Below are 26168 nucleotides of genomic sequence, written 5' to 3'. Positions count from 1 at the left end.
TAACTTAGTTATTAGGAGATGGGAATAAAAGTTTTGAGGAAAATATAATGGTTCTCTACAAATTACAAGATTTTGAGCCTAACTATCGTGATACTTTTGAAGGTCACGACATTAATGGACTTGGCGTTTATACACAAGGAACTGATGAGAAAATTGGCACTGTCAGCGATGTTTTAGTGGATGAGGAAGGTCATTTCCGCTATCTAGTCGTTGATTTAGGCTTCTGGATTTTTGGTAAAAAAGTTTTACTACCAATTGGTCGCGCTCGTATCGACTATAACGTTGATCGCGTCTACACAATTGGCTTGACTAGAGAGCAAGCAGAAGATTTACCTGAGTTCAATGAACGTCAAACCCTTGATTACGATTATGAAGAACGGGTGCGTGGGGTATATCGCCGACCCACAGACTATACCCGACCTGTAGAAGCATCATTACCAGTGGAAGCTACAGCACCAGTGGATGCAACCTATCAGCAGCCAGTTACGCCTACTTACAATCGTGATAGCTACAATTACGAACATGAGCCTTCTTTATACGGGTTACATGAGCAAGATCATCAAACTTTGAGATTGTATGAAGAACGGCTGATTGCCAGTAAACGCCGCCAAAAAACTGGAGAAGTAACGATTGGCAAGCACGTTGAAACTGATACTGCACGGGTTGCAGTCCCAGTAGAAAGAGAACGAGTTGTGATTGAGCGTGTAACTCCAGCAGATGCAGGTACTGCCGTTTCTGGGCGCGAAGCAGACTTCCGTGAAGGCGAAGTTGCTCGCGTAGAAATCCACGAAGAAACTCCTGAAGTTCGCAAAGAAGCATTTTTGCGTGAAGAAGTTAGAGTTAGAAAAGTGGTCGATCAAGACACAGTTGAAACTCAAGAAACCGTGCGTCGTGAAGAGTTAGATGTGAATTCTGGTAATCTTCCAATTGAAGAACGCTAATTAACAGAGTCATTAGTTGCTAACTAATGACTAATAATTAATTCGACACAGTACAGGTAAGGCTGTAGAATTAGCTTTACCTGTGCTTGCAATATCTGATAGCATTTTAGAATTTGAATTGCGAATATGGGTTGGACAAATACATTTGCCACAAACATTTTCTAAATAGCATTCAGATGATCAATACATTATAATTGAGCTACATAGAAAGCAGTTCATAAAATTTGCATATGAATAGCCAACCGATGACAAAAAACATTGGACAGGCAAACTCTGACTCTCGCACTAGCACCTCGTTAGCAGATTTAAGAAAGAAGGTGAGCAATTTTGCTGTGTTCGATCAGCAAGGTCAGCTAGTAGGAGTAGTTCACGACTTAATTGTGGATGCTAATCGCCGATTAAACTTAGTTATATCTAATCAGGCGAATCAAGGAACTCTAGAATATGGTCAGCAGTTAGCCGATAAATATCCTTCTTTATTTCGATTGCAGAGCCAAAGAATAAAAAAAATCGACAAGCCGACTAAATCTGTTTTCATAGACTTAAACAAATCAGAAATCGAGTATATGCCTGAATATTTAGAAACAGAAACACCAGGCGATCGCACACTATCAGAAAACTCAACTGAGCGACTAGACAATTATCAAACTATAAATAGTCCAGTTGAGCCAGAAAATTTAGATTATGTTACCGAAGAACAGATTATTCGTCTACTAGAAGAACGCCTAGTTGTTGAAAGCAGTAAGCGTAAAGTTGGTGAGGTGATTGTTCGCAAAGTAATCGAAACCCGGATGATACAAGTTCCTGTCCGGCGTGAAAGGTTGATTGTGGAACAAATTAGCCCAGAACACAAACAACTTGCAGAAATTGATTTAGGACAAGAGGAAATTTCTGGCATTGACTTGACCGAAGTAGAAGGACTTGAGGCTACACATTTTGACAGTGGTTTAACGGTAAGCGGCGAATTTAGCTCACCTAAAACTGCTAGTTTATTGTTGAATGCGATCGCACTAGAGCAAAATCACGGCTGCAATCAGGTGCGAGTGACCATTGGTGTTGAAGATGAGTCACACAAGAAAAAATACCAGGAGTGGTTTGACCGTTGTTCTAAAGGTCAATCACTAAAGCCGGAAAAATAAGTTTCTAGCAGATTAATTTAGTAGGGTGGGCATTGCACACCCTATTTTTTTTGCTGATTTAAGAAAAGAAAATTAACTCATCCCACAGCTACGAAAACATCGCAAGTCTTTCCGACACGCTGCTGCGTTCGCTCATTTTCTTGAATTGCCGTGAGAAAATTGAAGTCAACAGTACCAAATGACTAATGACCAATGACTAAACCGGCGGGCGGCTATCCCAGACACCCTTAGAAGGAATTGCATTCTCGCCGATTTTCGTTCCCTTGCTGGGTAACCGAAATGTCTCCAAAGCAACTTAATTTACAATACTAAGGAGTTGCCTTGCTTTTGGCTACCTTGCAATGAAATTTCGACTGAAGAGACTTTCACCGAAAAAACGACAGCGCCTGATCTCACCTATTCAAATTCAAGTTCGAGATGGAAAATTTGAGATTATGGGTATGGGTGCATGGCATTCCTACTGGCGCGATCCCTACCATCTGCTGCTAACGATTCCCTGGACTGGCTTTCTGCTCCTGATTTGTACTTTCTATATAACTATTAATGCTCTATTTGCCCTAGCTTACTTAATAGGAGGAGATTGTATTGCCAATGCCCGACCTGGTTCTTTTTTAGATGTCTTTTTCTTTAGCGTCCAAACCCTAGCATCTATCGGCTATGGGGCAATGTATCCTAAAACAACTTACGCCAACATTATTGTCACCATTGAAGCAATGATCGGTTTGGTGGGAATTGCTGTGATGACGGGACTAGCGTTTGCTCGATTCTCCCGACCCACAGCTCGGGTACTGTTTAGTCGTGTTGCTGTAATTACACCTCATGATGCGATGCCGACTCTCATATTTCGCACCGCTAATCAGCGTCGCAATATGATTCTGGAGGCCCAGATGCGAGTCTACTTAATGCGCGACGAAGTTTCCTTAGAAGGGCAGTTCATGCGTCGGTTCTACGATCTTAAACTGCTGAGGAACCAAACACCTAGCTTTACGTTGAGCTGGTCAGTGATGCATGTCATTGATGAGTTTAGTCCTCTATATGGGATGACACCAGAATCGTTAACCCAGACAAATACTATGCTGATCATCTCTTTGAGTGGCATTGATGAAACGGTTGCACAGGTTGTCCATGCCCGTCATAGTTATGGTGCTAATGAAATTTTGTGGAACAATCAATTTGTCGATATCATCCACCACACACCCGATGGACATCGCTACATTGATTACAACCGCTTCCACGATGTTTTACCTTTAGATGAAATGCTTTAAATGCCTGAAAGTTACTCGGAAGCTTGATTGAGTGGTGGTTCTAAAGATTTAACAACAACCCGACCATGTTCAACTACAGTGCAACTTTTAACCATGCTCTTGCTGGGGTTAACTGGCACATCCTGGCACTGATTTTGGTGGGAGATATTTTGCTCCTGTTGCTGATTGAGGACGACAACACAACAGGCGCAGGAGGCAAAGGACATATAAAATATTTTGATCTCTATATTTATTATCGCGCTACTGATGCTGTTTGGCTGAAAAATTTGCTACCCATGTGTTTTGATAATTCAGTGCTGGTTTAAAGCGTATATGCGAAACTATGACTGTAAGTACTTGCTTCCTTGTGCTTGTAACCTGTTTGATATATCTAAACCGAGTAAACAGGAAAGCGGTTATAGATCCCGCCCCGCTTTCCTCCCTGCTCAAACTTGTTTAGCAGGGTTAGACAGTGGGTTTTTCTAATGAAAAATTTTTTGAGATACCTGGGTTTAGGTTTCCTATCTACCTTTTTGACTGCGACTCCCGGATTGGGAGCTGAACGCATTAGCTTTTATTACCCTCCCTTTGGCGAATTCTCCTTGTCTGTGGACTCGCTGGAAACTTTTGCGAAAGTTGGCAAAATCGATCAAGATTTTTCATTTTATGCTAGCCGTGCTACCCCCCAACAACTCGCTCAATTGCGGGATCTGCTCCAGCAAAAGTTCAATGTCACTCCTACATTAGTATCTCAGGTTACCTACTCGCCTATAGGCGAACAAGTGATGCAACAACTAGGAGAATTACTCCTCACTGAGTCTCGACAGAATGGCTTCTATGCCATACGTGCCTCTTTGATTTTGGCTGCTGTTGATCAAGAAGGTTTAACGGTTGTGAATTTGCTGCGGAAATTTCCTAGCAATACTGTGCGGGTGAATTTCACAGAAGGGTTAAGGATAGTTGATGACTTGTCACAATTGCTCAAAAAAAGGGATGAAGTTGTTGCCTCTCTTCAAAAAGAAGCGATCGCTCAAGCAGCCAATTCAACAATTGACTTCTCACAACAGCTAGATTTGCGATCGCCAGGAAAATTCCGTTGGCAGAAAAAAAGCCTGGAGCTAAATGACTTTTCTCGTAATCGCCGTCTACCGGTGGATATTTATTTACCTGCAACTCAAAACTCACAACTCCCAACTCAGAATTCCCTGTCGCCTCCCTTTCCCCTCATCGTCATTTCTCATGGTCTCGCCTCAGACCGCTTTACCTTTGTCTACCTGGCTGAACATCTAGCATCCTACGGTTTTGCTGTTGCTATACTGGAACATCCTGGTAGTAATGCCGAACGCATTCAACAATATTTCGCGGGTTTGGCTGGGCCGCCAGATGCAGAAGAATTTATCAACCGACCTTTGGATATTAAGTATCTCCTCAATGAACTCCAGCGTCTAGATAAATCTGATCCCGCCCTCTTGGGAAAACTCAATTTTCAGCAAATTGGGGCGATTGGTCATTCCTTTGGCGGTTATACTGTTTTGGCTCTAGCAGGAGCAAAGATTAACTTTGAGCAACTGAGGCAAGATTGTAATCCCAATAATTCATCCTTTAATTTGTCGCTCTTTTTGCAGTGTCAAGCAATTGAGTTACCCCCGACAAATTACGAACTCAAAGACGATCGCATCAAGGTGATCATGGCGATTAATCCGATTGACAGCTCAATTTTGGGTGAGGGCGGAGTAAGTCAAATTAAAATACCTGTAATGCTGGTAGCAGGTAGTCAAGATATTTTCGCCCCACCCGTATTTGAGCAAATTCGCCCCTTTACCTGGCTTTCTGACTCCAATAATAAGTATCTAGCCTTAATCGAAAATGCTACCCACTTTTCAGCGATCGCAGAACCTACTTCTGAAAATGATGTCTTACCTGTGCCACCTGCCTTGCTGGGCCCTGATCGTGCTCCTGTTTATTCCTATCTCAACGCCCTCAGCGTAGCTTTTTTGGAAACCCATCTTCTCAACCATCCTGAATACCGTTCCTATTTGCAGCCATCCTACGCCACATTTATTAGTAAAGAGCCTCTGAATCTCAGTCTTTTACAGTCGTTGTCGGTAGATCAATTCACTCAAATTTGGAATGGGTCAACTACCCAATCAAGCAAACCATCAAATCCTCAACCTACCCCTACCCCCCGTTAGTTATAAGCTGAAAAACATCTAAAACGATCTGAATAAAAAGATCTATTAGAAGTTGTTTGAAAAGTATTTAGCTGTGATTTTAGGTACTTATTGATCCCCCCTTCAAAAAGGGGGAAACGGAATCAAAGTCCCCCTTAAAAAGGGGGATTTAGGAGGATCTAAAACTTTTGATACCTAGAATAGGACTTTTCAAACATTTTCTTAGAAATTTTATAGAAAGACGACGAGAATGGAATGAATTGTCGCTCACCATCTTGACCATTAGTATGAAAAAGCCACGAAAAATCATGAAAAACCACTAATGACTAAAACTCATGGAATAATGGCTTTGATTTCCACCCGGCTGCAAAAACTTTGCTTTGCTCATTATTTACAGTCTTGAGATGAATTAAACCTTACGTAAATACACGGTGTGCAATAGAAGGCAGAAAATTAGAAATTATCTTGACTTACATCTCAGATCCCCAACTTATTAGAAAGGTCGGGGATCTTGTTGTTCATGAATGATTTAAGTTTGCTATGGAAGGTACAAGTCTCAAGCATTCCTTTGATGAACTCAAAGTTAAACCCAAATAAATTAGTATTTACACTAAAATTTTGACAGATAAATATGTCGTTGTAATTTGCATTAAAGGCAATGAACTAGCCCTATTCTATTATTTTAAAAAAATCAAAACCGGGATATTGCCTTTTCAAAAAACCAGTAAATATGCTGATAGTAATTTCCAAGTTAGTCAGAAACTCTAACTTTGCAACCATAAACCAAAATCTATATGTCTTTTTTGCTTCTAAGCTATGAATTAGATATGACAATTTCCTAAAACAGGAGCTATTTGTCAGGGAATTGAGATATTTGTACTGAGGTATTCATAAAAACTTATTTAATAAAATATTTACTATATATATGCTTGTCGTTAAGAAGTATTAAGAAATACTTATTAAAGAATATTGCAATACCTTGATTTAATTGCTAACGTGTGTATGACAACGATGCTGATGAACGCTCTGATCTAGGAGAAATAAAATCTATGAGCTATACCCATTCAGCCAAGTGTGTTCGGGTTTGACGGGTTAAAAACGAGAAATTTCTGCCTCGTATAGACAATTATGAGGGATTGCAGATTAACCAAGAAATATCTCGTTGCCAAAGGCTTAGTTTCAGTTTGATTTCAATTACGATTGCTTATTTGTCTTACCTTGTGCCGACAAGCGAGTAGCTCTTGATTGTGTATATCGGCAATAACGAAGAGTTTGGTAAGACTTAGATTTTGGAGGATAAAACCAATGGAGATTCAAGGTAAAGTTGCCCTAATTACAGGGGCTTCCCGTGGGATTGGACGAGCGATCGCCCTCGAACTAGCGCAACAAGGCATCAAGCGACTGATATTGGTAGCACGCGATCGCCAAAAGTTAGTCGAGGTAGCTAACGAAATCGAGGCGATGGGCACGGAAACTGCGATCGTGGCCTTAGATTTGACCCAGACAATTGAAGTGAATATCGCTGTTGCCCAACTGTGGCGAAATTACGGACAGATTCACCTGCTGGTTAATTGTGCGGGAGTCGCATACCAAACCTCCTTTTTGCAATCTAAACTGCCCCAAGTTCAAGAAGAACTCTCTGTGAACTTATTAGGGATGTACAACCTCACTAGTCTGATCGCTCGACGCATGGCCAGCCAAAAGCAAGGCACAATCGTCAATGTGTCGAGTCTGATGGGGAAGGTGGCTGCACCGACGATGGCCACTTACTCAGCTACCAAGTTTGCCATCTTAGGATTTACCCAAGCCTTACGGCGCGAACTAGCTGATTACAATATCCGAGTCATTGCATTACTGCCTTCCCTCACAGACACAGACATGGTGCGCGACTTAAAATTATTTCGCTGGGTGATCCCCATGACTCCCCAGGAAGTGGCTAAAGCACTCGTCACCGGAATGCAAAATGATTCACCAGAAATTCTAGTTGGATGGCAAAGTCATTTAGCTGTATTGTGTCAACGCCTTGCCCCTTGGTTGCTAGAGCTAATTTTACGAATAGCAACTCCGCCAGCACCAAGAAAACAACAGCCGAGTCAAAAACTGAACAAGCTGATCCCGAAACTGAATTTTTTGACTAGAATCCATCGTTTCGGTGATTTGTTCTTGTCAAGAACATGATTTTTTGCGTGTCTGCACATAAGTCTTAAATTTTTAGAGGCGATCGCCTCCTCTCCTGCGGTCAATTGCCTTTACCTTGAGGGTAAAAACGGGAGTACCCGACCAAATCAACTAGATTGACCGCAATCAGCCATCCTTACCCAACCCAACTCAATCAGCTTCTAACTCCAGACATCGGCAATCTGCATAGACTAACTATATTTTGCCAAAAGCGCTGATCCCTGCTGATCATATTCTGACTACATCTGGCGTATTAGCAGATGGTAAACAAACTTTATCAATAAATAGAACACAAAAATGCGAATATCTGGGTAGACTGCACCGATGATTACTAGACTTGCCTGAGTTCGCAGTTACTGAAAATCACCAAATTAAAAATGTTATGGCTCAGGGTATTTATTGGATCTGTACTGAGTCAGGTGCTATTAGATACTCTTGCAAATTTTATAGATATAACTTATTTCGGAGCAACCAGAAATGCTTTCCTTCCCCACAACGCTTACTCCTTTGCCCGAAATCATTGATGGCTTGCCGAATATTTCTGGTTGGGAAACAGAGGTTCTCTCTGTAGTTAACCATGATCAACCAGTATTTTTACCAACAACGAATATCCGCTTAGAAGACATCAAGGCTGTGTTTGCGATCGCCTTACACATGCACCAGCCAACTATACCCGCTGGACATGGCGGTTCACTGATCAGCAATCTGCAATATATGTTTGAACATCCTCATGAAGGGGATAACCACAATGCAGATCCTTTTGCATATTGTTACAGCCGCATGGGAGACTTCATCCCTGAACTTGTAAGTCAAGGTTGCAATCCCCGTGTGATGTTGGATTACTCAGGTAATCTTCTGTGGGGACTGCGGCAAATGGGACGCGGTGATGTTCTCGATAATCTCAAACGTATTACTTGCGACCCAACCTATCAACCTTATGTAGAATGGCTGGGTACAATGTGGGGTCATGCAGTTATTCCTTCAACACCCATAGCAGATATCAAATTGCATATCATTGCATGGCAACATCATTTTGCGGCAATTTTTGGCTGGGAAGCATTAGCGCGAGTCAAAGGATTTTCGCCTCCAGAAATGCACCTACCAAATCACCCTGATGCTCTCTTTGAATTTGTGAAAGCGTTGAAAGAATGTGGATATCGCTGGCTACTTGTTCAAGAACATTCTGTAGAAACAATTAGCGGTCAATCTCTTACCCACAAACATTTACCACATCGTTTAGTTGCTCGTAATTCTCAAGGCGAAACAATTAGCATCACAGCTTTAATTAAAACCCAAGGTTCAGATACTAAATTAGTCGCACAAATGCAGCCTTATTATGAAGCCAAAACCTTATCAAAACAACAAATCGGTAGTGTTTTTGTACCACCAATAGTTAGTCAAGTTGGAGATGGTGAAAATGGCGGCGTGATGATGAATGAATTTCCTAGCGCGTTTAAACAAGCTTGGTGGGATATGGTAAATAATGGGGGAGGAAAGTCAGGTGTAGTTGGGATGTGTGGTACAGAATATTTGGAATCGATCGAAGCAGCGGGCTGCAAACCTGAAGATTATCCAACTTGTCAGCCAGTGGGACAACATCAGATTTGGGAGAGAGTTTCACCAGATAATATTCAACCGCAAGCTGTAGAGAATGCCATTCAAGAGTTAAAGCGAACAAACTCTAATTTTCATCTGGATGGAGCTTCGTGGACAAATCATATTAGCTGGGTAAAAGGATATGAAAATGTGTTGTCTCCCATGTACCAATTAAGCAGTTTATTTCATAAAAAGATTGATCCGTTACTGCAAGTTAACTCAGCAGAACCTGTAACCAGACAATCTGATTATCGTAACGTTCTTTTACATAATCTGTTGTTGCAAACCAGTTGTTTTCGTTATTGGGGACAAGGCGCTTGGACTGATTACGCACGTGAGATTTACAAACGTGGCGAAAGCCTGCTAAAAACGATATTTTAATCAGAAATAACTCAGGTGAAATAATGAAGCAGCCCTACTTTTTAAGGGTGGGGCTGAGGGTATATTCTAGGATAAAATATCACTAATACCAATTCTCTATGAAGATGCACAGAATAAAACACTTGAAACTTCATGCAAGACAAGGTCATTAATCTATGCAGGCTCACATAGATTTGGTATCACTTTATCTCTTAAACTTATAAAAGAATAATTCCAACACGATTTCGTGCTGATTTAAAAAACAGTATTTGAGCAATCGTTTATGTGTAAAAATTTTCTAAAAGCATATTGCTACACAAGAGGTAACAATATTTCAAATTTTGTACCTATACCAATCTGGGAATGGAAATTTAATTTACCGCCATGTCTCACGGTAATAATCCGATAACTTACTGCTAAACTAGTATTTTTACTATTCTTTGTTTCTAGAGAAAACGACTCCACAATTTGCTGTTGCAATTCTTGAGACATTCCAGGGCCATTGTCAGCAATGCGAATTAATATCCAACGAGAATCTGGTGCATTTGGGTTACTTGCTTCCTGTGAGATTACTTCTGTAGTAATCTCAATCCGGGGTTTTTGAACAGTCTTTGTATCTTCTAGATGTAAAGACTGTCGCACTGCTTCATTGAGCAAAGTATCTACAACTTCGCTGAAAATATTCATCAGAACTTGGTTTATTTGCCCCATAAAGCAATAGACTGGAGGTAATTGACCGTAGTATTTGACAATTTCAATTTCTCCTTGTAGACGGCTATTAATTAATAAAATAATACTATCTATACAAGCGTGTAAATCTACTGGTTTGGGATAAAGCTCATCGATATGACAAAAGTTTTGTAAACTGGTGACAAGTTTTTTTAATCTTTCTGCTCCAGTGCGGATACTAGCAAGCGATCGCGACAAATCTTGTTCTAAAAAATCAAATTCAATCTCTTCTTTAAGAAGATTAATTGCCTGGGAAACTGATGGTAACTCTTGATCGTAAGCTGCTATCAGCTTGAGTAAGTCTTGGCTGTAGTTGGAAACATAAGTTATATTCCCCCAAATAAAACCCACTGGGTCTAAAATTTCGTGCGCTACGCCATCTACCAAACGTCCCAGATTTGCCATTTTATCATTTTGAATCATTTGGGCTTGGCTGCGTTCATACCGCACCAGATTGTCGATTCCTCGAATTTGCCAAGAAATAATATTCAATTCTTGGACATCTAACAACCTATAAGCACCAGATTCTGTTTGTACTACAATTGGTTCTGCTAAAAATTCTGGCGATCGCTTTAAGCTAAGTTGCATCGCAGTTAAAATCGATGTTGTATCAGAAAGCAGCAAAATTGGTATCCGCGTATAGCTGTAGAGAACGGCTAATGGTTGCTGAACAAATAACTCTTGTCCATAGGGGCGAATCAAAAATTCCAGCAGTCGCCGCCGCGAAATCATCCCAAAGAACTTTCCCTGTTCTACCAAAATTACTCCTGGTAGCTGGGGGTATTTTTCCACAAAACTAGCCACTTCCATACCAGTGTGATTGATTTCCACTGGGAAGTTGTACATTGGTAGTTCTTGGAGAGTTGAATCTAAATCGAGATCGCGATCGCTACCAAGAGACACAAATGGCGGTAAGATTTGGCTACTGAATTCTTCTGACACTAGACACCCTGATTTTTACAAAGACAGGTAAACAATAAGTTAATATTTTACATTCTGCCACCCTGTAATATGCGGTTTCAGTTTAGGTATCTAGTAAAATAAGTGTTGTATCAGGGTGAAAATCGTTCTAAGGCGTGAACCAGAAGCTTAATCTTTTGCTATGAATTACGAATTACGTAGCTTGCTTCTCGTCAGAGGCGAGTATTACGAATTACGAATTAAAAAAGGGGTGGTGTAAAAGAGTCATCTGTGGCTTAATTTGTTTAGACACAAATTTTACTGCTACTAGGGTAATCACGATGACAAATAGACCTCCTTCCGAACCGGAGTCATCCCAAAGAACTGCCCTTGGCTTTGATGAATTTATAGCCATTCTGGTTGCCTTCACCACTATCGGAGCGATTCTTTTTTGGTCATTGTCCCGCAGGGATTCTAGCTGGAACTTAAACGGGCTGCTTTCGCCTTCCTCTACTCCGTCTCCTAGTGTTCAGCCAAATCAAATATTGCCCTCCCCGACTCCCAAGGTAGAACCAAATGCAGTCCCCAACAACGTTTTGCCGTCATCTCCACCTGAGGCTGTTGTGGAACCCAAGACACCTGCATTGTCAACTAACAACGCAACTTCTTCTCGCACAGTCTTACCATCTGCTGAGGTAATCCCAACTCAATCCCCACAACCACAGACATCTGTATCCTATTCAGCAGGGCTTGAGCCATCAATTACATCATCAGCATTGCCTTTAGTAACTCCAGCAAAACAAAAATCTATTATTCCGCCGCCAATAGCATTTAGCGATGTGCCCAATAACTTCTGGGGTCGGCGTTTTATAGACGTTCTTTCTTCCCGTGGGATTCTCAAGGGGTTTCCTGATTATTCTTTTAGACCAAATCAGCCTGTAAACCGCGCTGAATTTGCTGCTATCCTGCAAAAAGCTTTTGACCAAGAACTGACTAAGACTGCGATCGCATTTCAAGATGTACCAGCAAAATTCTGGGCTACTCCAGCAATTGACCAAGCTATCAGTGCCGGATTTCTCAAAGGCTACCCGAAAAAAACCTTCAAACCACAACAAAATATTACGCGAGTGCAAGTTTTAGTTGCCCTTGTTAGTGGGTTGAATTTGAAAGCACCCACTTCCCCAAACCAGATTTTAAGTGTCTATAAAGATGCTAAAGATATTCCAACCTATGCTAGTAGCAAAATAGCTGCTGCTACAGCCAATGGTCTGGTCGTTAACTATCCAAATCCCCAAATTCTTGCTCCCAACAAAGTAGCTAGTCGGGCTGAAGTGGCGGCGATGATTCATCAAGCTTTAGTAAAACGGGGCAAGTTGGAGGGAATTTCATCTCAAAACATTGTGCGTAGGCGTAGCCCGTCGCAGGCATTGCCCAAAGTATCTCCAGAACTTTCGCAGACTGTAAAACCGAACCTAAAGGGTAAATTGTCCGCTGGTGGTTCGTCTCAATGAACTTCGTAGAGAATTTTGAGAGAAGTCTGATCGCCGACTTCCAGCGATCAGACTTCGGTGATTTGGAATTAGAGCGTACTCCTACACACGAGCAAGCTACGTCTAGAGTCTCGTAGAGAAGCGATAGTCAGATATTAAGCTTCTGGAATTTGTTTACCAACCACTTGTGATTTAAGAGTGGTGATTTCACTAGTTAACTCTTTCCTGGTTGAGGCTTTGAGTAAATAGCGGTAAACAAACCAGGCAGAGTAACCAATACCAATCAACTCAAAAGTAGGAGCTACCAAGGGGATATCATTCAAAGCATCTAATATTGCCAAGAGTACTTTAACCCCAACAATTGATCCCACAATTAAACCAACAGTGACCAGGGGTTGCTTATATTGATTAAAGAAGCTTCCGAGATATTCTGGCAATGTTGCTAAAAAGCTAGAAATTTGCTCCCCGTATTTTAGCCATTCGTCTTGAGACTGGGCGGGAGGCTGGAGTTTGGTAATGGTTCCCGTTTGGCTGTTGATTTCTGCCACTGTAGTCTCTTTGGATGCGGTTTCAGTAAATTCTTGTTCTGGCATTTTCACTCCCATAAATTTGACAGTTGAGTTTTTTTAATCTGGATAATTACAACCAAAAGGCTGTTGATTAGGTAATGCACAAGTGCATCAGTACAATTGAGTAAAGGGCACAAAAGGGTTTTAGTGTCCTATAACTATAATTGCCCCGTAATATCTACTGCATCAACTACAAGGTAGACAGTCAGTAGGAGGATAGAACTTAGAAGGCAGCAGGATGTATTATAATCAGCTTTCTGAGTTCTTTTTTGAATCAACTGGAATCCTCAGGTTGTGATTATCCCATTCTGTGTCATTTGCTCATAATCGTACTAAATCTAAGTACAAATCAGGCAAAAATCAGCCTACCTCTCATTTATATAAGCCTAAAAGCCGATTTTAGCTGATATTAAAGCTATCTTAAGCCGCGTTCGTCAATTAACGCATTCGTATTGATATTAATACGGAATAAAAGTTTTTGTGTATTCACATAGACTAGACGGTATAACTATTTTATGATATACGCGCCTGGGGATGAGGGAGAAATAACCAATACCTAATGCCCCATGATGCCATTTGCTTCTCCATAGGAGTACAAGTCGGACATTGCCCGCCCAACGCACTGGCTTCCCAATGCCCAACGAATATCAAAGCTTTTGTTTTTTTCCTGATTGTAATAATTTTATAAGGAAGCAGTAAGTTAGAGTAGTGGCGTACCTGATGGCAACAACTCATTGCTATCAACCGAATATTGAGGAAAGTGTTGTAGTAAGGAGAAGACGGTCTCAGATAAGTCTTTAGTGCAGTAAACTAATTCGGTGTTGCTAAAAAATGTGAATTCTACTCGCTATCAGTAAGTGTACTTAGCAAAATTGCTATCAAAACTACTTATACTCTATAAGGTTATGCTAATTATCTAGTAAGCAATGATTTTCTATTGCTATAAAAGAAGATAATGTAGATGTTAATCACCAATTAAAGTGTTTGCATAAGCTAGACTGACTTGGTGATTTTTGTGGGAAGGCCAGAAGGTTTGAGAAATACCTTTCTCAAAAGCCAACCCCTCGCGACAGCAGTTCAGAAAGCAAAAAAGTGTCAGCCGAAGAGCCATCGACAGACGAACTCCCTACTATAGAATTTCCCTCACGAGGGAAACTCAAAGCCAGTTCTTGGCGCATCCATCAAAAAATTGGCTATGGGTACTTTGTAGCTATTGGAATTGGATTTTTTGGCTCACTGACTGGGTTAGTGATTGCCAATTACTACCGAGGAAGGGAAGTCAGGCAATTCAATCAAGCCTATGAACAAGGACAACTACTGAGCAATTATAAAGATGCAGTAGTAGGGGCACAATTGCATAGCTCTAACCTAGTTGCTGTATTGGAAAATTCACAACAGCTACAAAACAAAAAAGCCGATTTTCTGAATAATGTTGAAAAAGCCAAGCAACTAGAGTCAAAAATTGCCGGATTTATCGAGAGTAAGCCTAAAAGACTAGCAGCAACAAGTTCGACTTTACAGACTTTATTGCTGGATTACAAAAATAATTTAAAAGCTTACGTTGACCAAATCGAGGTCGTCTTAAAGGAAGTTGACTCCCAAAAAGTGCAGCCTCAGCAGATTTCCTCTGCCCGATCGCAGTTATTGACAATTATGCGTGGTGAAACAGCCATCCGGCTAGACCAGCTTTCTCAAAGCTTGACTAACATCCTGCAAACTGCTGAAGATCAAGAGCAAGAAAGGCAAAAAGCCGTTGAGCAGGCAAAAGTAGTTGAGCGATTCATTGTAATTATGAGTATGCTGGTTTCGGTAGCGATCGCAGCCATTGTCGCATGGCGTACCAGTCGAGCGATCGCTGAACCAGTTATCACTGTCACCCAAGTAGCAGAGCAAGTTGCAAGGAAATCTAATTTCGATTTACGAGCGCCCGTCACCACTGAAGATGAAATTGGGCTACTTGCCAAATCTCTAAATCGTCTGATTGAGCGAGTATCTCAGCGAACAAAAGAACTACAACAAGCTAAAGAATTAGCCGAAGCTGCTAGCAAGGCAAAAAGCGTATTTCTGGCCAATGTCAGCCACGAATTACGCACACCATTAAATGCTGTGATTGGCTTGAGCCAACTTCTAGAAGACGACGCTACCGATCTCGGCTTATCGGGAGATTTTATCACAGACTTAGAAACAATTAATGCTGCTGGTAAACATCTACTGCACTTGATCAACGAAATCCTCGACTTGTCAAAAATTGAAGCGGGGAAAATGACTCTCTATCCAGAGACATTCGAGATTGCGACGCTGATTCATAATGTTGTCCTCACAGTCAAACCAGCTATAGAAAAAAATGCCAATGTTTTAGAAGTGCATTTTGATGATCAACTTGGCATCATGTACGCCGATCAAACTAGGATGCGGCAGGTGTTATTAAACTTACTAAGCAACGCAGGTAAGTTCACTACAAACGGCAAGGTGACGCTGACTGTTAATAGAGAAAAGAATGAATTCCGACCGGAGGCTCCCTTGGGTATGATTACTTTCACTGTTACTGACACAGGCATAGGTATGTCTCAACGTCAACAACAGCAGTTATTTCAACCTTTTACGCAAGGAGATACCTCGACAACGAAAAAGTATGGAGGTACGGGACTGGGTTTAGCAATTAGCCGCCACTTTTGCCAGATGATGGGTGGTGAAATTATTGTCAAAAGTCATCCGGGAATAGGCTCTACTTTCACCATTCGTCTGCCAATGACTGTGCAGGAATAAACTGAGTGGAAATGCGATCGCCATTATCTTTGATAGGAAAACTAAAAGCGATCGCTACTGTCTGAAATTTAAGCTTTGCCAAACTAAGTAATAATTATTACCTTGCCTGTATCCAAATCGTAACGACCCCCTACAATTTTCAATTTGCCAGATTGCACCTGCTCATTTAAAAGCTTTGAGTGCTTCAACCGTTCAATTTGATATTGCACATTTGCCGCCACAGCATTCTCAACCGCATCACCCGGCTTATTCTTAACCTTTTTCAGTGCTGGCTTAATTGCCTGAACAAAAGTACTGATATCACCAGGTAACGATTCGTTTTGTACAGCTGCGGTTACAGCCCCACAACGCTCATGACCCATCACCATCAATAGCGGACTACCTAACAAGACAACCGCATATTCAATACTGCCGATCGCTTCATGTGTGGCAATATTTCCGGCAATCCGAATATCAAAGATATCTCCGATGCCCTGATCAAAAACAATTTCTGCGGGGACTCGTGAATCCGCACAACTCAGAATAGTTGCAAATGGATGTTGAGCTTGAGCAACTTCTTGCAACCGCAGTGCAGATTGATCGGGGTATTGGGGTTGATGCTGAACAAATCGCTGATTCCCCTCCATCAGCTTTTGCAATGCGGCATCGGGGCTGAGGGATTGAGTGGGGGCTGGGTGCTTTTCGTCAGCTTTAGCCTGTTCTACCCGCCAGAGTAAATCGCTGGCAGATAGCATCATCCCAAACGCCCCGGTCATTCCTAACTTTAAAAAGTCACGACGTTCCATGAAATGCTTCATTAAATTTATAACTCTCTTACATCGACGCTACACATCTAACAGAGCGAATCTCCATTACATCGGAAACGTAGCAAGTACCTCCGAATTTGTTGAGCAGTGGTTTGATATTTTCGACAACAGGTTTGAGTTGTTCTGGCATACAAAACGCGAGGATGTAAACATTATCAAGCATGGTCATGTCTAAATCTTCTGTCGTTCCTCGTAATCCTTTGCCAGCAACATTGCGGATTACGGCATGGTTATGTACACCCGACTTGTCTAAATTATCTAAAATTTTGGCAAGTTCAAAGGAATTAGCAATAATTTCTATCTTTTTAACTACGTGCATATTATTACCTCCAAAATAGGTTAATTCCGTAGAGATATAACGGAATTCCCACAATAATATTGAATGGAAAAGTCACCGCTAGAGCAGTAGAAACATACAGGCTAGGATTTGCTTCTGGAACAGTCATCCGCATAGCCGCTGGGACAGCAATGTAAGAAGCACTGGCACACAATACAGCGAACAACAGTGAATCTCCGCGAGGCATACCGATCAATTTGGCGATCGCTAACCCAATGCCTGCATTGAGTATAGGAATTAGTATGGCAAATAAAATCAGGAAAACTCCGGTTTTTTGCAAGTCTTTAATTCTTCTCGCAGCGACTAATCCCATGTCAAGTAAAAAGAAGGTGAGAACACCATAAAATAACCCTTGAGTAAAGGGTTCTAATACTTTCCAACCGTGTTCTCCTGTCAACACACCTATTAATAGACTACCTACTAATAGAAAAACTGAACTATTAAGAAATGCTTCTTGCAAGACTTCCGGCCACGAAAGCTCTCGCTTTCCATCTTCGGTGAATATATTCACCAAAATTAGACCAACTATAATCGCTGGGGATTCCATCAGGGCAAGGGCTGCCACCATGTAACCATCAAAAGTAATGCCAAGCTCAGTTAAAAAAGCGCTAGCTGTGATGAAGGTAACGGCACTAATGGAACCGTAGGTTGCTGCGATCGCAGCAGCATCGTAAGTATCCAATTTCAACTTCAGGATAAAAAAGGTGTAAATTGGAACAACACAAGCCATCATCATTGCTGCCGCCAGTGTTAGAATCACTTCCTGAGTGACACCGCTTTTGATTAGTTCTACGCCTCCTTTAAAACCAATAGCAAATAGCAGATACAACGAAAATAGTTTGGGGATTGGTGCAGGAATTTCGAGATCGGACTTGACAAAAACAGCAATCATGCCTAAAAAGAAAAACAGGATTGGCGGATTCAAAATGTTGGATACAATTAAGCTAAGATCCATATCCACCCCTCCTTGTATTGGTTAAACCTGAAATTAAAGAAATTTTTCATCTTTAAAAATTTAACGGTTGAATCATGATGTACTGTGTATTGTTACCCTATGTCAATTGGGTACTCAAGGAGTGAATAGTCTTATTGGTGACAATACTCTTGGTTAGGTATTACAGCGTTTTTCAAGTAAATAAACCACGGGCTAGGGAACATTGCGGTGTCCCTACGAAAATCTGTAGGGGCAATTCATGAATTGCCCCTACTGTTGACAACAGAACAAGTTAGAAATTGACCAGTATTTTTATAATTTTTGATTCCCCGTCGCTGATTTTACGACAGAACGCGCAGTAATAACTGGTGGCTAACTTATCTACATGGAAAAGTTAACGTAATAGCGAAAAGTGACGGTAAACCTGTACAACCTTGTGGGCGAAAGAGAATAGGGAATAGGGAGAATATCTGATGAAGAGAGACGATCAAAGTACTGCGTTAGGCAATCTTTGTTGACCAAGTTTCGTTAAGATATTGTAACCTGGGCAATAGCAACTCTCTATTGATGTGACGCCAGGCGTAGGCCTAGCCCGTCGGAGACATCGCTTTTTCACATCCATGACAACAACCATCGACTTTCTCAGTCACCTTAACCCTAGCCAACGTCAAGCCGTCGAACATTACTGCGGTCCGTTGCTAGTTGTTGCTGGCGCAGGTTCCGGCAAAACACGAGCGCTGACTTATCGCATTGCGAATCTGATTCTGAAACACCGCGTTGATCCAGAGAATATTCTGGCGGTTACTTTTACCAACAAAGCCGCGCGGGAGATGAAAGAACGGATTCAACGGCTGTTTGCTGAACAATTAGCAATGAAACAACACGGCCAGCGATTGGATTTGTTAACTGAATATCAACAAACGCAATTGCGATCGCAAGTTTACAAAAACACGATCAAAGACTTATGGTGTGGCACTTTCCACAGTCTATTTTCTCGCATTCTCCGTTTTGATATTGAAAAATACGTAGACGAAAAAGGACGGCGTTGGAATCGCAATTTCTCTATCTTTGACGAATCAGATGTGATGACTCTGATCAAAGAAATTGTCAATAAACAGTTAAATTTAGACGATAAAAAGTTTGACGCTCGCTCTGTCCGCTACGCTATTAGTAACGCTAAAAATCAAGGCTTATCGCCCCAAGAATTTGAGCAAGATCAACCCAATTATCGCGGACGGGTAATTGCCCAAGTCTACAATTTATATCAAGATAAGTTAGCAGAAAACAACGCTCTAGACTTTGACGATCTAATTCTGGTACCGACTAGATTATTTCAGCAAAACGAGCAAGTTTTGGGTTATTGGCATCGCAAGTTTCGCCATATTCTCGTAGATGAATATCAGGATACTAACCGCACTCAGTATCAACTTATTAATTTATTAGTTACTAATGCCGAAACTAGAAAGAGCGAATGGGAATGGGAAAATCGCTCAGTTTTCGTTGTCGGCGATGCAGATCAATCAATTTACAGCTTTCGGATGGCAGATTTCACCATCTTGCTGGGATTTCAGGAAGACTTTGGTGATGGTTTGGTAGATGATGACACTCGGACGATGGTTAAGCTGGAAGAAAACTATCGTTCTTGTGAAAACATTCTGCAAGCGGCTAATGAATTAATTGAAAATAACACCCAACGGATTGATAAAATCCTCAAACCAACGCGGGGGCCAGGTGAGCAGATTACTTGTCACAAAGCCGATGAAGAACTTGCAGAAGCAGCATTTGTAATTAATCAAATTAGTACTTTAGAAAACCAAAATCCAGAGTTAGACTGGGGCAGTTTTGCCATACTTTATCGGACAAATGCTCAATCTCGGCCATTTGAAGAATTGTTGGTAAAATATCAAATTCCTTACACAGTTGTGGGGGGAATGAGATTTTACGATCGCAAAGAAATTAAAGATGTCATCGCATATTTAAGAGCGATCGCTAACCCATCTGATACAGTTAGTTTATTAAGAGTTATCAATACTCCCCGGCGGGGAGTTGGCAAAACCACCATTGATGCTTTGATGAACGCCTCCCAACAATTGGGGACAACCCTATGGGAAATACTCAGCGATGAAACATCAGTTAATACATTAGCCGGACGAGCGACAAAAGCTGTAAATAACTTTGCCGCAATGATCAGCCGTTGGCAAGCACAAATTGGTACGCTTCCTGTAACTGAGGTTTTGCAAGGAATACTAGAAGATTCTGGTTACGTTCAAGACTTGATGAGTCAAGGCACAGATGAAGCCACAGATCGGGTACAAAACGTCCAGGAACTTTACAACGCCGCACTGCAATTTCAAGAAGAAAACGAAGAGGTTTCCCTGCGAGACTTTTTGAGTAGCGCCGCCCTTAGTTCCGATTTGGATAACTTAAAAGAAGGGCAAACAGCCGTTTCTTTGATGACTTTGCACGCTTCCAAAGGTTTAGAATTTCCCGTAGTATTTTTGGTCGGATTAGAACAAGGGCTATTTCCCGGCTACCGTTCGCTGGGTGATCCCGCATCTTTGGAAGAAGAACGCCGCCTGTGTTATGTGGGGATTACTCGCGCCCAAGAAAGGTTGTATTTATCACATGCGCGGGAACGCCGTTTATATGGTTCTCGTGAACCTGCGATGCGATCGCAATTTCTCGATGAGTTGCCAGAAGAATTATTATCTACTAAACGCGCGAGTCGTCAAAGTTATACCAAAAGTGCCTCTACTTCTAGTAGTAAACAAGACGCAACCCAGAATTGGCAAGTAGGCGATAGAGTACTACATAAAACCTTCGGACTTGGTGAAATTACTCATGTCTTCGGAACAGGTAATAAGATGTCTGTGGCAATTAAATTTTCCAGCTTGGGACAAAAAATTGTTGACCCAAGAGTAGCGCAGTTGCAACGAGTAGAGTGATATAGCCCAATACAGTTCAAAATGAGCAACAAAACCCTCATGTAGAGACGCGATTTATCGCGTCTTAAAATACCAATTAGCTACACCAATAACCCTTAACTGAACCGTATTATCATATAGCCACAAATCCCCGATTTTTCAAAGAAGTCGGGGATCTTGTTTTTCATATTTTCATTTCTTCAAAGTGTTCAACAGTAGGAAATGGCTCATAAAAATGATGCAGAAGTTTTTTCCACTCTTGATACTCAGCAGAATTTCTAAATCCTACAGTATGAGATTCTAAAGTTTCCCATCTGACAAGTAATAAGTATTTACCTTGGACTTCTATACATTTATGCAATTCATGGGATAAATATCCGTCCATTGAGGAAATAATTTTAGAAGCTTTTTTGAAAGTAGCTTCAAAATCAAATTCTAGACCAGATTTGACATTAAGAATAACTGCCTCAAGAATCATAAAGTTTTGTGGTGAGAATTCGGCTAATTTTAACGCAATTGATACGCATCCGTAAGTTTACTAATAGCTACAGATAATTCATCTTTGTTTATCAGTGGTTAGTTGTTTTGTTGCTAAACCGCCAAGTCATGATTATTGCAGCGATCGCTAAACCAATAGCCAGTCCCCACCAAAGACCAATAGCTCCATACCCCAACGAGGTTCCGAAAGTATAACCAGTGAATAAACCAACACACCAATAAGCAAAAATACCAATCAACATCGGAATTCTAGTGTCTTTTAGTCCGCGTAATGCTCCCCCCGCAGTAACTTGCACACCGTCAACTATTTGAAAAATCGCTGCGACTCCCAGCAATTTCAGGGCGAGGGCAACCACATCTGCATTGTTTGGATCGCTGATATCAATATAAAGAGAAATAATCGACTTTGGCATTAACCAAAATGTAATACCTACCACACCCATAGATAGACCTGCAATGGCAATGCCTACATATCCAGCCAGACGAGTAGCAAGCAGGTCATTCTGTCCAACTAACTGCCCAACACGTACTGTTGTCGCTAGAGAAATGCCTAGTGCAATCTGGAATGATATCGAAATTGTTTGTAAAGCAATTTGATGGGCAGCAAGAACGTTTGTTCCTAATTGTCCTATTATGAAGGTAACAACGGTGAACAGTCCCGCTTCGACCGCAATCAGCCCCCCAATGGGCAATCCAACCTGAAAAATCTCGCTAATGATCCGACGATGCTCTAGGGGAAAAGCTTTTTTAGATGAAGGTTGAAAAATACCGTAAACTGCAAAGTGAGGCTGATTACATATATAAACTATCAAAGCAACAAACATACTCCAAAGTGAGAGTGTGCTTGCCCAACCGATACCAGCTAAACCCAGCGCCGGAAATCCCAGTTTGCCAAACATTAGCACATAGTTAGCTGTGATGTTGAGCAGAGTACCCAAAACTACAGTCACCATCACTAATTGCGGTTGGAATAGAGCAGAAAGAAAACTTTTAAGTACTGCAAAGCCTAAAGCAGGAATAAAACCCAGTGCGATCGCCCTTAAATAAATCTCTGCTAATGCTACTGCGTTAGCATCCTGCCCTAGTAGAAGTAGTAAAGCACCTCCATTGTAAAGCAGCAATGTAATTGGTATTCCTAGTACCAAAGATATCCCTAGTCCCAGCCGGACAATTGTGCCAACTTTTTCTCTATTTCCGGCTCCGTATGCTTGGGCAGCTAATGGACTGACAGCAGAAACGATACCAGTAACGATCAACAGACAAAAACTAAAGATAGTAACTCCTAATGCTCCAGATGCAATAGTCTGGCTTCCCAACCAGCCCATCATTACCGTATCCACAAAACCAGTTGCAGATTGAGCCAGTTGTGCTGCTGCTAAAGGTACGGCTAACACGAGACATTTTTTAACTTCAGAAAACATATATGCTTATAACCCGATGTGAAGAACAAAGGGTTTTTCCAAAATCTAAACCCATGTTCAGAAGATGCTGCTCCTGTGAACTTCAATCTATCTTAATGGAGTAAGAGGATTCGCGTTACAGTCTTACGGAGGAAAGACTAACAGGAGATGAATTGCCACCAGATAATAATTAACGCGACAGTATTTTATTGTTTGGTTGATTTTGGTTCTCAACGCAATATTTTAGTTGCTCAACTGTAGTCATATAACTAAACTGATTTTAATTGAATAATGCCTTTATCAAAAATGCGCTTATCAGTAGCGATCGCAGCAACGTCTATTCTATCTTTATAGACTTCATAAGAGGCAAAACTTAAATCACTGGTGGAATACTCTGTCCACTCAGAACGCCCTACAGGACGATTCCCTGCACCTGCACCACAAATTAAATAAGTTGTACCATCAATAGCACGAGTGCGTTCATAATTATGTTCGTGACCATTGATGTAAAGTTGAACGCCATATTTTTTAAATAGAGGAGTAAAAGTTTTAATAAAACCTGGATTATTCCCATAGACACCAGATGAATAAATTGGATGGTGGCCAAATACGACTTTCCAAGGAGCTTTACTAAGACTTAATTCTTTCTCTAACCAAGGTAGCTGGTTTTTCCAATCAGCATTACTGTTAGTATCTAAAGCAAAAAATTGCACAGAGCCACGGCTAAATGTATAGTAGCGTCTTCCTTTCATATTAAAGCCGGCATATTTGACTTGTGGATCACCATTAGCAGTACGAATATCGTGATTACCTAAACAAGCCTGAAATTTCACACCTTGCTTTAGCAAAGGTTGATAGGGACGCTCAAAAACTGCATTAATTTTCTCGATTTCGCCGTTATTGTAAATGTTATCTCCAGCTAAAACGACTAAATCATAAGGATTTTGTTTGTGATACGCGTTCATTGCTCCAGCCACAGCATACTGTCCTTTAGCCCCAGTCCCTGTATCAGCCACAGACACAAAACGTAATAACAAGTCTTTTTTGGCTGGGTTAGCGGCTATAGCTGTTGTTAAATCCGTAATATCAGCACTTTGATAATTTTGATTAGCTAACATCCAACTGAAAAATCCTGTACCAACGGCGCTGAGGCTACTTAAAAATAAAAATTGACGGCGTTTTAGATTCATAAGTCACCAAATTTAATAAATGTCAGTTTAGCTGAAGCAATGTGCAATGAAGTGATACATTAAGGCAAAAGAAGGCAGCACCAGTAATAATGTACGTTGTTTGTCTTTGATTCGCTGCTTTTGGTGAAAGTTCCATGTCACAAGACAATCAGTCAAAACCGACGGATGAGCAGGTAAATCAACCTCCCCAAAAACCTTACCAGAGAGTTCAGCCAATTTGGAAGGCTAAAATTATCCAACTTCTCCGAGGGACGATTGGGGTTTTAGAAGTAACGGTGGAGAAACTGGAGACAGCACCCCCACCTGGTACTGAGGAAACACCCAGTTTTTTCCAGAAGCTTCAGTTGCGTTGGGGTGGACTGTTAAGGACAATCCGCTTGTTTTTACCATCAAATTTGTCAACAAAGTTATCAGATACAGCTTTGACAGGAATTGTTACTGGAATTGCTGTAATTCTTGTTTGGACAACAGCGACTGTAATTACTGGTAAATCTACTGAAGTAGCAACTGTTCCACCAGTTGAAGAGGTTCCTGCACCGACACCAACACCGACACCAACAATAACTACTCCACCGGAGTCAGTTGCACCAGAACCACAGCCGCCAGAGGAAATTACGCCACCGCCAGAAGTACAACAGCCACCACAGGAAATTACCCCGCCGCCAGAACCTGAAACTGAACCGGAACCAATTCCCACGCCAACGCCAACACCAGCCATAGAATTAACACCAGAACAAGCCTTGATTGCAGCTATTGAAAATCAGGTAGCTGAAATTAGCGATCGCATTGCCTCTGGTCTGATAAAGTCAATTCAAGCCAACTTCCGCACGAGTAACTTGACTGTCAAAATTAGTAATGATTGGTACACTCTCAATGAATCTCAGCAAGACAAACTAGCTGCGGAGATATTACAACGCTCTCAAGAACTTGATTTTACTCATTTAGAAATTATCGACTCCCAAGATAAGCTGATAGCGCGTAACCCAGTTGTTGGTACTGAAATGGTTATTTTTAAACGGCAAACAACAAGTTCAAATAATTCGTAATTCCTAATTTTGAGTTTAACTTTAAGTATTTATGTTAGACAATGTTTCGCTATTGCTGAAAGTTTGTGAAAACTTAAACATCAGCTATGAAATTCTTCATCCTTCGGAAAACTTAGTCAAAATAAAATTGAATAGTAAACAGCATTATTTTTGTAACTATAGCACTCCCTTACTTAATCAAGCAGTAGCACACCTGCTCAAAGACAAAGAATATACTTATCATGTTTTAAATAAAAAAGTTCAACTTCCTCGGACAGTGGGTTTTCTGTCCCCTTTTTGTGACACAAAATATAAGATTTACTTAAAATTTCCAACTATTCAAGATATCGTATTAGAAATAAAAGAGAAATTTGAAACACCAGTAATTATTAAAAGGAATTCTGGCGCAGGCGGGCATAATGTCTTTTTATGTGAGAATATAAATGAAATTGGAACTGCTTTAAAAGAAATTTTTAAGATCAATAATAAGTATGATTACATTGCTCTTGCTCAAGAATTTATTCATATCAAATCTGAATATAGAGCCGTTTTCTTAAATAAAGAGTTGGTTCTGCTCTATGAAAAAGATATAAATGATGCCAAATTTGTCGGTAATCTCAGTCCTTTACACTGGGATGGTGCGAAAGCCAAGTATATTAACGACCCACAAATACTGTCAGAGATTGCTAATTTTGCCCAACCAGTTTTTGAAGAGTTAGACCTTGATTATGGTGGTTTTGATATTGTATTAGATCGAGATAATCAATATTGGTTAATTGAAATCAACTCTCACCCAAATTTTGGCATTTTTATTAGAGACAATGGAGAGGAGCATGTGTTGAAAATTTTTGAAAAAATGCTCGTTAGCCTAGCCTCAAATTGAAGAAAAAGACAAGGGGAAAGGCAAGATGGTTCGGTTAGGTTTTTTGATGAAAATTCTAGAGCGCAAAGATACGGTAAATCATCAAAAA

20 protein-coding genes are annotated in these 26168 nt (G+C 41.0%); 12 read left to right on the top strand and 8 right to left on the bottom strand.

Annotated elements, in window-relative coordinates; all coding sequences use genetic code 11:
• The first annotated feature begins 47 nt into the window (after nucleotides 1–47).
• The 7 genes from H6G92_RS23210 to H6G92_RS23180 all read left to right on the top strand — a co-directional run bounded on the left by H6G92_RS23210 (nucleotide 48) and on the right by H6G92_RS23180 (nucleotide 9650).
• Nucleotides 48–941 (top strand): DUF2382 domain-containing protein, encoded by an 894-nt coding sequence (locus H6G92_RS23210; RefSeq protein ID WP_190896180.1) that lies wholly within the window; start codon nucleotides 48–50, stop codon nucleotides 939–941.
• A gap of 245 nt (nucleotides 942–1186) precedes the next feature.
• Nucleotides 1187–2080 carry a YsnF/AvaK domain-containing protein gene (locus H6G92_RS23205; RefSeq protein ID WP_242059282.1) on the top strand — a complete coding sequence of 298 codons (894 nt, stop codon included), beginning with the start codon at nucleotides 1187–1189 and terminating at the stop codon, nucleotides 2078–2080.
• Nucleotides 2081–2421: 341 nt separating this feature from the next.
• Entirely contained in the window at nucleotides 2422–3345 is a 924-nt protein-coding gene (locus H6G92_RS23200; RefSeq protein WP_190896176.1) for an ion channel, read from the top strand.
• A gap of 65 nt (nucleotides 3346–3410) precedes the next feature.
• Nucleotides 3411–3650 carry a hypothetical protein gene (locus H6G92_RS40900; protein WP_190896174.1) on the top strand — a complete coding sequence of 80 codons (240 nt, stop codon included), beginning with the start codon at nucleotides 3411–3413 and terminating at the stop codon, nucleotides 3648–3650.
• A 159-nt stretch (nucleotides 3651–3809) separates the two neighbouring features.
• Nucleotides 3810–5516 (top strand): alpha/beta hydrolase, encoded by a 1707-nt coding sequence (locus H6G92_RS23190; protein WP_190896172.1) that lies wholly within the window; start codon nucleotides 3810–3812, stop codon nucleotides 5514–5516.
• A gap of 1284 nt (nucleotides 5517–6800) precedes the next feature.
• Nucleotides 6801–7673: an SDR family NAD(P)-dependent oxidoreductase gene (locus H6G92_RS23185; protein ID WP_190896171.1), complete on the top strand. Its 873-nt coding sequence runs from the start codon at nucleotides 6801–6803 to the stop codon at nucleotides 7671–7673.
• 477 nt (nucleotides 7674–8150) lie between these two features.
• Nucleotides 8151–9650, top strand: a complete 1500-nt coding sequence (locus H6G92_RS23180; RefSeq protein ID WP_190896169.1) for a glycosyl hydrolase family 57 — start codon at nucleotides 8151–8153, stop codon at nucleotides 9648–9650.
• A gap of 291 nt (nucleotides 9651–9941) precedes the next feature.
• Here the strand turns inward: H6G92_RS23180 and H6G92_RS23175 are convergent, their stop codons facing one another.
• Nucleotides 9942–11300, bottom strand: coding sequence for a sensor histidine kinase (locus H6G92_RS23175; RefSeq protein ID WP_190896167.1), 1359 nt, complete (start codon nucleotides 11298–11300; stop codon nucleotides 9942–9944).
• Nucleotides 11301–11599: 299 nt separating this feature from the next.
• Between H6G92_RS23175 and H6G92_RS23170 the strand changes: the two genes are divergently transcribed.
• Nucleotides 11600–12769 carry an S-layer homology domain-containing protein gene (locus tag H6G92_RS23170; protein ID WP_190896165.1) on the top strand — a complete coding sequence of 390 codons (1170 nt, stop codon included), beginning with the start codon at nucleotides 11600–11602 and terminating at the stop codon, nucleotides 12767–12769.
• 134 nt (nucleotides 12770–12903) lie between these two features.
• Here H6G92_RS23170 and H6G92_RS23165 read toward each other — a convergent pair whose 3' ends face one another.
• A complete protein-coding gene (locus H6G92_RS23165) occupies nucleotides 12904–13341 on the bottom strand; it encodes a CAAD domain-containing protein (RefSeq protein WP_190896212.1) in 438 nt (145 codons plus the stop codon).
• 1068 nt (nucleotides 13342–14409) lie between these two features.
• On the opposite strand from H6G92_RS23165, the gene H6G92_RS23160 reads away from it, so the two are divergent.
• Nucleotides 14410–16083 (top strand): sensor histidine kinase, encoded by a 1674-nt coding sequence (locus tag H6G92_RS23160; protein WP_190896163.1) that lies wholly within the window; start codon nucleotides 14410–14412, stop codon nucleotides 16081–16083.
• 83 nt (nucleotides 16084–16166) lie between these two features.
• On the opposite strand, the gene H6G92_RS23155 is transcribed toward H6G92_RS23160, so the two are convergent.
• Genes H6G92_RS23155 through H6G92_RS23145 form a run of 3 tightly spaced genes read right to left on the bottom strand, consistent with a single transcriptional unit; the run spans nucleotide 16167 to nucleotide 18181 of the window.
• The gene (locus tag H6G92_RS23155) at nucleotides 16167–16868 is read right to left on the bottom strand and encodes a carbonic anhydrase (RefSeq protein WP_190896210.1); all 702 of its coding nucleotides are present in this window, start codon (nucleotides 16866–16868) and stop codon (nucleotides 16167–16169) included.
• A 28-nt stretch (nucleotides 16869–16896) separates the two neighbouring features.
• The gene (locus H6G92_RS23150) at nucleotides 16897–17208 is read right to left on the bottom strand and encodes a P-II family nitrogen regulator (protein ID WP_190896161.1); all 312 of its coding nucleotides are present in this window, start codon (nucleotides 17206–17208) and stop codon (nucleotides 16897–16899) included.
• Nucleotides 17209–17212: 4 nt separating this feature from the next.
• On the bottom strand, nucleotides 17213–18181 hold the full coding sequence (locus tag H6G92_RS23145) for a sodium-dependent bicarbonate transport family permease (RefSeq protein WP_190896159.1): 969 nt from the start codon (nucleotides 18179–18181) through the stop codon (nucleotides 17213–17215).
• A gap of 599 nt (nucleotides 18182–18780) precedes the next feature.
• On the opposite strand from H6G92_RS23145, the gene pcrA reads away from it, so the two are divergent.
• The gene (pcrA, locus tag H6G92_RS23140; RefSeq protein ID WP_190896157.1) at nucleotides 18781–21105 is read left to right on the top strand and encodes a DNA helicase PcrA; all 2325 of its coding nucleotides are present in this window, start codon (nucleotides 18781–18783) and stop codon (nucleotides 21103–21105) included.
• Between the two features lie 163 nt (nucleotides 21106–21268).
• Here pcrA and H6G92_RS23135 read toward each other — a convergent pair whose 3' ends face one another.
• From H6G92_RS23135 to H6G92_RS23125, 3 genes are all read right to left on the bottom strand, one after another.
• A complete protein-coding gene (locus H6G92_RS23135; protein ID WP_190896155.1) occupies nucleotides 21269–21562 on the bottom strand; it encodes an antibiotic biosynthesis monooxygenase family protein in 294 nt (97 codons plus the stop codon).
• 91 nt (nucleotides 21563–21653) lie between these two features.
• Nucleotides 21654–23003, bottom strand: coding sequence for an MATE family efflux transporter (locus tag H6G92_RS23130; protein WP_190896153.1), 1350 nt, complete (start codon nucleotides 23001–23003; stop codon nucleotides 21654–21656).
• 248 nt (nucleotides 23004–23251) lie between these two features.
• Nucleotides 23252–24172, bottom strand: coding sequence for a metallophosphoesterase family protein (locus H6G92_RS23125; RefSeq protein WP_190896151.1), 921 nt, complete (start codon nucleotides 24170–24172; stop codon nucleotides 23252–23254).
• A 134-nt stretch (nucleotides 24173–24306) separates the two neighbouring features.
• On the opposite strand from H6G92_RS23125, the gene H6G92_RS23120 reads away from it, so the two are divergent.
• Together H6G92_RS23120 and H6G92_RS23115 are read left to right on the top strand one after the other, a co-directional pair.
• Nucleotides 24307–25218 carry a hypothetical protein gene (locus H6G92_RS23120; protein WP_190896149.1) on the top strand — a complete coding sequence of 304 codons (912 nt, stop codon included), beginning with the start codon at nucleotides 24307–24309 and terminating at the stop codon, nucleotides 25216–25218.
• Between the two features lie 31 nt (nucleotides 25219–25249).
• Entirely contained in the window at nucleotides 25250–26080 is an 831-nt protein-coding gene (locus tag H6G92_RS23115; protein WP_190896147.1) for an ATP-grasp domain-containing protein, read from the top strand.
• The last annotated feature ends 88 nt before the right edge of the window (nucleotides 26081–26168 follow it).

Origin of the sequence: Nostoc foliaceum FACHB-393 (assembly GCF_014698505.1) — a bacterium.
Taxonomy (GTDB): Bacteria; Cyanobacteriota; Cyanobacteriia; order Cyanobacteriales; family Nostocaceae; genus Nostoc; species Nostoc foliaceum_A.
This window is presented reverse-complemented; position numbering and strand designations above follow the sequence as displayed.